Raw genomic sequence first — 6,700 nt, 5'->3', positions numbered from 1 at the left:
GAAATCACCCTCCTATCAATGACGGGGGTCAAAATTCACCCGTCGACAGGGGGTCAGTTTTCAGGCGTCGTCAACACCTGCGGTGTAAAGGACCGGAGCGGGCAATGCTGCGGCCAGGGGTAGGTGCTGGGTGGCGAGGGCGAGGGCCACGTCAAGGGCGTCGGTGCCCGTTGCTTCGGAAAGCCATACCGGTGGAGTGACGGGTCCGTTGATCTGCATGCTGTCGGTATGAGCGATGGTTTGATCGGTGGTCAACCGGCGCCAGAGTTCGAGTTCGGCGGCCGTCGGGAAGCGCCCGGTATACGCGATCTGGTCTTGTGCCCGTGCTGCGCTGACCGTCCAGTTCAGCACCGCCAGGTAGGGGAATCGGGCTGCGATGGTGCTGACCGCGCCGGCGATGTCCATGCTTTGTGTGCCTTCGGGAAGCTCGATATCCGCTCGGTTCGAACTCCCGATCTCCCTGGGGCTCAAGTGCGCCAACGGGTGACTGATCGTGGACCGCAGTGCAACAGTGGCCCCCGGCAGCGTGGTGCGCAGGGCAATCCAGTTGCGGGCCTGGTCGAGGATTTGCGTTGTGTTCGCAATAGGCCGGTCACTGCTGTCTACGGCGAAGACGTTCCAGCCGCGGCGGATCTCGAGTTCGGTGTGATAGTCGCGGTATCGGCCCGATGCGAGATTTTGGAGGTAGGTATCCACGACCGAGGCCAGCTCGTCGGCGGTGAGGCTCTCCGTGGCGTCGAGGTGGATGGCGAACATCACTGCGCCCTCGGCCCAGTGGTTGGCATAGTCGGCGTGAGCGGCTTGCACCCCGGGCATCGAGCCCAGTTGCGCGCTGAGTCGGTTGATGTCGTCACGGCGGTCGGGCACCCGCGTGTCGCATCCGGATAGTGGCACAAATGCCGCAATCATCGCCATGCAGATTGCGGCGCTGCGCAGGCGCGTTCCGAAGTTCCCGCGATAGCCGGTCCTCCTGGGCAGGGCGGCGCCGCGCTGTCGTACCGACCGGCGCCAACCTCCAATGATCGCGAACGGCAACTGTTGCATTATGCGATAATAGGTAATGCGCTGAAGTGACCGCGTCGCCGGCCACGCGCAGCACGAGGAGGCCGCATGCACAACCAGGGCGCGCGGAGGTTTGCACGCCGTGGCGTGATCCGAAGAACAAACTCATGAAGATCGCCATCGTCGGCGCTGGGATCGCCGGGACCACGGCAGCATTCTGGTTGCACCGCAGCGGCTTCGATGTCACCGTGTTCGAGGCGGCGCCCGAGCTGCGCGACGGTGGCTACATCGTCGACTTCTGGGGCGTCGGGTACGAGGTCGCCGAGAAGATGGGACTCGCAGCACAGGTGCACGCGGCCGGCTACGACGTCGAACAGCTCCGCCTGGTCGACCAGAATGGTGGCCGCGTTGGTGGATTCAACACGCGCGCCCTGCGCCGCATGGCAGACGGACGATTCACCAGTGTGGCACGCGGTGACCTGGCACGCATGATCTTCAACTCCGTCGAGGGTCAGGTGTCCACCAGGTTCGGGTCACGCGTGGTCGACATCGAACAATCAGAGGTCGGTGTCAAGGTGCGCCCGCGCAGCGGGCGACCACAATCCTTCGATTTGGTCATTGGTGCAGATGGCACGCATTCAGCGGTGCGACGGGCGGTGTTCGGCCCCGACGATCGGTTCGAAACCGATCTGGGATACCAGGTAGCGGCGTTCGAGGTCCCCGGCTACCGACCACGCGACGAATTGGTCTATCTCGCGCACAGTAGTCCGGGACGCATGATCAGCCGTTTCGCGATGCGGGGCGATCGCACCATGTTTCTCACCGTGTTCACCGACGATCGGCTACCCGGCCCCGCCCCCCCGCACGATCGACGGCATCAAACACGCCCTGTGGCATGTCCTCGGAACAGCTGGGTGGGAATGTCCGCAAATTCTCGCGGCACTGGAGCGAACAGAGGACATCTATTTCGACCACATGAGCCAGATCATCATGGACCGGTGGTCCAACGGACGGGTCGCGTTGATCGGCGACGCCGCCAGCGCGGTATCGCTGCTGGCCGGGGAAGGCACCGGCTTGGCGATGGCGCAGGCGTACGTGCTTGCCGGTGAACTCAACCGCGCCGACACCGATTACCGTCGCGCGTTCGCGCGCCAAGAGCGTCTGCTGCGCGGATTCATCGAAGGAAAACAAGCCGCCGCTCGCCGCTTCGCCGCAGTGTTCGCCCCGACCACCCCGATGGGAGTGTGGGCGCGCAATCAGGCCACCAAACTGCTCGCGCTGCCCTGGTTAGGTCAGCGGATTTGGCGCCGTGAAATCAGCGATGCGTTAGTACTGCCGCAGTACGGCATGTAACCAAGTCCTCCGGCCGCGGTGGAAGGCCGTCTTGGGCATGATTTACGTTGTGGAGATAGGGATTTCGCGGTACCTCGCATCGACGGGGATGCAGAACGCAACGGACCTTGCGGGGGCGGCGTCAGCGAGCTACCGCATATGCTCGAGCACCAACTCGGCAAGCCGCTGCGGCTGGTCGAACTGAATGTACGTGCGGGCGTCGTCGACGACTTCCAGCCGCGCGTAGGGCAGCGTCTGGGTCAGTCGCGCCGCGTCCGACAGCGGGAAAAAGCGGTCTTGCGCGCCCCATACGACGAGCGCAGGCCGCGGAAATTGCTGCAAACGTTTGGCAGCGTCGAGCGTGTGCTTGCACGAAATCCCCTGTAGCACAGTCTGTAGGTCCGCGCGGATGCGGGCGTCACGAAGCGGGGCAAACCATTCTCTGAGCAGCGCGTCGGGTAACGGCCGGATCGTCAGCGGTACGACGGTCAGCGCCGCTCGTCGAAACCACGGCATACGCAACAGCAGGTCCAGGCCGGCGATGAGGCCGGGAACGTAAGCCCCGGCCGCTTCGATGGGGCGAAAAACCGCGGGCGGAAAATGGTCGAACGCATCGCAATTGGTCAGCACCAACCGGTAGACAACGTCGGGGTGATGGGCGCACAGAATCTGGCACAAGGCACCGCCGGTGTCGTTTCCGACCACGGTGACGTTGGACAGCTGCAACCGCTCGATGAACTCGGCCAGCATTGCCGCAAGCGCCGGCGGGGACAGGTCGGCACCGTTCATCGGTACCGAGTGCGCGCCCAGCGGTAGGTCCGGTATGACGCACCGCGAATGTCCTTCGAGTAGATGCACCAATGGCTCCCACACAGTGCCGTCGACGAACAATCCGTGGACCAGCAGGACGCACGGTCCGCTACCGCGGTCGCGATAATGCAGTCGGCCCGCACTGAGTTCGACTTCGGGAATGGTGCACCTCCCACAAGCAAAGGGACTTCCGCAGAACCGTTTTCCGTGCAGCGAGCGCTCAAACTCAGAGATGGGAATACACTGCAACTATTGTTATAAGCAACACTATACGGCAACGGCCCGCATGGAACCGGACAGTGACGTGCGGGAATCACCTGGCTGTCGATGTGGCATGGGAGGTGCGCCATGGAGCCGTCGCAACGCGAACAGCAGATTCTTGAACAAATCTCAGATGAGTTGGAGCTGGCCGCACCGCGACTGGCCCGCCAGTTCGATGAAATGACATCTGCGACCCGGATTCGGCGTCGGCGACGCACTGCCGCGGCGCCGGTGTTCCTCATTGGTGCGGCGATGATCGGCAGCGCGGTCTTCGTGGCTCCCGGCATCGCCGGCGGGGTGTATGTCGTTGCGGCGTGCAGCTACGCAATGATGTTCACCGCAGCATTCGGCTGGATCGCCGTGCCGCCCAAAGAGGGTCTTCGCCGCCGCAAGTAGCCCGTCGAACCCGCATGTATCCGCCCTGCCTGCAGCGAGGGCTTCGCGTTGGTCACGGTGGTGCTGCGCCGTTCGCGCCGTTAACCGCCTCGCTCCGGCCTGGTCAACTGGTCGGCGGCCGTGTCAGCGACAAGTGCTGTGGTGCTGCCGTGTTCGCCTCGGTTCCGTGCCCGCACCCGCGGAATGGAGTCCGGGCCCAACGTGAGTCCGAGTGCGTTCGAGAGGTCAGCTGGGCCGACGGTGACAGGCAATGAGCTCGCCCCATTGTCTGTTGGCGGCGGCTGAGGCGATCGGATCGCTAGCCAAGGTGTTGCTGCCATCCACCAACTCAACGAGCGCCGAAGCAATCGTGAAGACTGGTACGTGCTGGCGGCGCGCTGCTTCGAGTAATTCACCGAAGGCGTCGTCGCAGCTGCAGCGCCGTAAGGCCATCAGCACTCCCTCAGCGCGGTCGAGAGCCCGCACTCCGGGGCGGAGCTGAACGGTGGTTAGCTGTTGACGGCTCATGACGGTGTCCATCAGCGTGGCTCGATCGCGGTTTCGACCGCGGTGAGGTTGGTCATTGTTGCTCCTGTCGGATCATCTTGTGGTGTAGTCCTTTTCAGATCGCTGCGTGCTCGGCTACACGCGGGTGCAGGTCGGAGTGCGTGTGCCGATCGCACACCGGGGTGGCGCGTCGCCGCCGAATAACAGGGAGACCGCCAGCGCCAGTGCCGCAGCCATGAGGACTGCGGTGACGATTGCGTGTGCTGCGAGGTGGGAATCACCGCATACGGGCGGCTGCGGCGGCCTGAGGAACTCGGAAGCTTCTCCACCGTGCCGCACATCCCCATTCAGTCCACGCCCGGGCTGCTTCTGGGTATCAACCGGTGAAGACATTGTTCCGCGCGGCCAACCGTTGCCGCAGCAGGCAGCTGATGGTTTGACGAACATGGTCTGCGAGGCCAAACACGACCATCGGGTCCTCGGCATCAATACAGCTCGATGTCCTTATGGGCGTGCCGAATTCGATCGACCACTTCGATGGCAGGGGCGCCAAGCCCATCAGGCCAGTCAACGGGAACGTAGGTGTGATCGGGAAATACGGCAGGCCCAGCATTCGGGCCAGCGGCCCCACGTTGGCCACCATCGGATAGATCTCCTCGGATCCCACGATCGCGCACGGAATAATCGGCGCACCCGCCCGCAGCGCCGCTGCCGCGAAGCCGCCGCGACCGAAACGGGCCAAACGGTACCGATCGCCGAAGCACTTACCCAGCCCCTTGTACCCCTCGGGGAAAACAGCTGCCAATTCGCCGTTCGTCAGGAGGCGGTGCGTGTCCGGAGCGCAGGCCAACGTGTGACCGGCCTTGCGTGCAATCGGACCGAGCAAGGGCAGCGTGAACACCAGGTCTGCGGCCAAGATCCGTACGGCGCGGCGGGCGGGATGGTGGTCATGAACCGCGACCGATGTCATCAGCGCATCGAGCGGCAACACCCCCGCATGGTTGGCCACGATCAGTGCCGGACCGTCGAAGGGAATATTGTTCACACCAACAACGTCAACCCGAAACCATGTGTTGAACAGTGGACGTAACACCGGCAGCACTACCTGTTCGGCGAACTCGGCGTCATAGCCGAACTCATCCACCATGTAGTCGCCCATCAGACGACGGCAGATGAACGAGGTCATCGCTGCCGCGTCACCTACGACGCCGCCCCGATATCGCGGCAACTGTTCAGTGCCGCCAAGGGCAATGCGCTTCGTGGCGACGTCCCCAAGTGCGGTGCTGGTTTTCCGAAGCGGGCCCGTATCGGCGACTTTCCGGCCATCCGCGGAACGTCGGAGCGATGCATTCCTTCCGGCGTGCGAAGCTCGCCTGTCGAGCTCGATAACGGTTGCGGCGTGGGGACTGGCCATCGTGTACTCCTGTATTTGCGTCCTGGCGCGGCAGATGAGTGATCCCCGCCTCGCCTCATCGCGAAGCTGATCCATTCCCGCACTTGGCAACTATTGCAATATGCTACCGAAACGTTCACGACACAACCCGCGCCTGCGCGGTGATCGCGGCGGCATCAGCGAAGGACGGGATTGATGACCGACTCACGAATACTGCAGTGGCATAGACATATTCGTGTCGTGAACTGGAGTTACAACCTCAGTCGTTGAGGCAGTCAGCGGCCGTTTGGACTCACTGCGCTCAGGGGTTGTCCAGGCAATTCAACTCGATCACGAAGCAACTCCACGGGTGGTCGGGCCCGGCGGGGGCCCGGCTTTCGCCGAAGGCCTCGCCGGTCGCGGCTGAGGCTCCGCCACCTCTCGGATACCGAGCGATCAGCTGCTGGTAGTTCACCACCACCAAGGCAATGATCAGCAGCACTGCTGACATTGCTGGAATCAGCAACGCCAGATCACCGTCGAGGGCCCGCAGTGCGGCTTCGATCGCGTAGGCGACCGACGACACCGGATCTGCAACTGCCGTCGCGTCCTCAGACCTGGGATTTACCTAAGAGTTGGTCACGGCAGGTGTCAGGAGGCGCAAAACGGGGATGCCGCTATTTGTGATGCTGCGGGCCACGTAGCGCGAGCGCTCGAGAATCGTTGGGAAGTGATCACTTTGTCGGACACGGTTGCGGATGTGTTGTTAGCCCGATTGCGGGACTGGGGTGTGAAACAAGTTTTCGGCTTCCCTGGCGACGGGATCAACGGCCTACTCGCGGCGTGGGGGCGCGCGGACGATAGTCCGCAGTTCGTGCAAGCTCGACACGAGGAGATGGCGGCGTTCGAGGCGGTCGGATTCGCCAAGTTCTCGGGCCATTTCGGCGTGTGCGTTGCGACCAGCGGTGAACCGCCCCAGGTTTTCCGCCGCTGCTATACGGGTTGACGCTCTCGGTCGAGGGCGCTGTAGTGGGCGTGCTC

6 protein-coding genes and 2 pseudogenes are annotated in these 6,700 nt (G+C 63.4%); 3 read left to right on the top strand and 5 right to left on the bottom strand.

The window, feature by feature from the left end:
- Positions 1-60: 60 nt before the first annotated feature.
- Positions 61-1,044 carry a hypothetical protein gene (locus ACJH7A_RS29730; protein WP_212812411.1) on the bottom strand — a complete coding sequence of 328 codons (984 nt, stop codon included), beginning with the start codon at positions 1,042-1,044 and terminating at the stop codon, positions 61-63.
- 125 nt (positions 1,045-1,169) lie between these two features.
- On the opposite strand from ACJH7A_RS29730, the pseudogene ACJH7A_RS29725 reads away from it, so the two are divergent.
- A pseudogene (locus ACJH7A_RS29725) lies at positions 1,170-2,355 on the top strand (FAD-binding domain).
- A 129-nt stretch (positions 2,356-2,484) separates the two neighbouring features.
- Here ACJH7A_RS29725 and ACJH7A_RS29720 read toward each other — a convergent pair.
- On the bottom strand, positions 2,485-3,393 hold the full coding sequence (locus tag ACJH7A_RS29720; RefSeq protein WP_082761785.1) for an alpha/beta fold hydrolase: 909 nt from the start codon (positions 3,391-3,393) through the stop codon (positions 2,485-2,487).
- 99 nt (positions 3,394-3,492) lie between these two features.
- Here ACJH7A_RS29720 and ACJH7A_RS29715 point away from each other — a divergent pair, with 99 nt between their 5' ends.
- On the top strand, positions 3,493-3,801 hold the full coding sequence (locus tag ACJH7A_RS29715) for a DUF3040 domain-containing protein (protein WP_061009540.1): 309 nt from the start codon (positions 3,493-3,495) through the stop codon (positions 3,799-3,801).
- 225 nt (positions 3,802-4,026) lie between these two features.
- Here ACJH7A_RS29715 and ACJH7A_RS29710 read toward each other — a convergent pair whose 3' ends face one another.
- The 3 genes from ACJH7A_RS29710 to ACJH7A_RS29700 all read right to left on the bottom strand — a co-directional run bounded on the left by ACJH7A_RS29710 (position 4,027) and on the right by ACJH7A_RS29700 (position 6,245).
- The gene (locus tag ACJH7A_RS29710; RefSeq protein WP_110917505.1) at positions 4,027-4,320 is read right to left on the bottom strand and encodes an ANTAR domain-containing protein; all 294 of its coding nucleotides are present in this window, start codon (positions 4,318-4,320) and stop codon (positions 4,027-4,029) included.
- A gap of 343 nt (positions 4,321-4,663) precedes the next feature.
- Positions 4,664-5,701: a 1-acyl-sn-glycerol-3-phosphate acyltransferase gene (locus tag ACJH7A_RS29705; RefSeq protein WP_212812409.1), complete on the bottom strand. Its 1,038-nt coding sequence runs from the start codon at positions 5,699-5,701 to the stop codon at positions 4,664-4,666.
- Positions 5,702-5,981: 280 nt separating this feature from the next.
- Positions 5,982-6,245 carry a hypothetical protein gene (locus ACJH7A_RS29700; RefSeq protein WP_212812408.1) on the bottom strand — a complete coding sequence of 88 codons (264 nt, stop codon included), beginning with the start codon at positions 6,243-6,245 and terminating at the stop codon, positions 5,982-5,984.
- Between the two features lie 153 nt (positions 6,246-6,398).
- Between ACJH7A_RS29700 and ACJH7A_RS29695 the strand changes: the two are divergent.
- Positions 6,399-6,626, top strand: a pseudogene (locus ACJH7A_RS29695) (thiamine pyrophosphate-binding protein); the annotation flags it as partial.
- Between the last annotated feature and the right edge of the window lie 74 nt (positions 6,627-6,700).

This window comes from Mycobacterium sp. SMC-17 (assembly GCF_045310915.1).
Classification (GTDB): domain Bacteria; phylum Actinomycetota; class Actinomycetes; order Mycobacteriales; family Mycobacteriaceae; genus Mycobacterium.
The sequence above is the reverse complement of the archived record's forward strand: the minus strand, read 5'-3'. Positions and strand labels throughout refer to the sequence as shown.

Coding starts and splice junctions, on each gene's coding strand:
- ACJH7A_RS29730 (WP_212812411.1), bottom strand. CDS start 1,044: ATGCAACAGTTGCCGTTCGCGATCATTGGAGGTTGGCGCCGGTCGGTA.
- ACJH7A_RS29715 (WP_061009540.1), top strand. CDS start 3,493: ATGGAGCCGTCGCAACGCGAACAGCAGATTCTTGAACAAATCTCAGAT.
- ACJH7A_RS29710 (WP_110917505.1), bottom strand. CDS start 4,320: ATGGACACCGTCATGAGCCGTCAACAGCTAACCACCGTTCAGCTCCGC.
- ACJH7A_RS29705 (WP_212812409.1), bottom strand. CDS start 5,701: ATGGCCAGTCCCCACGCCGCAACCGTTATCGAGCTCGACAGGCGAGCT.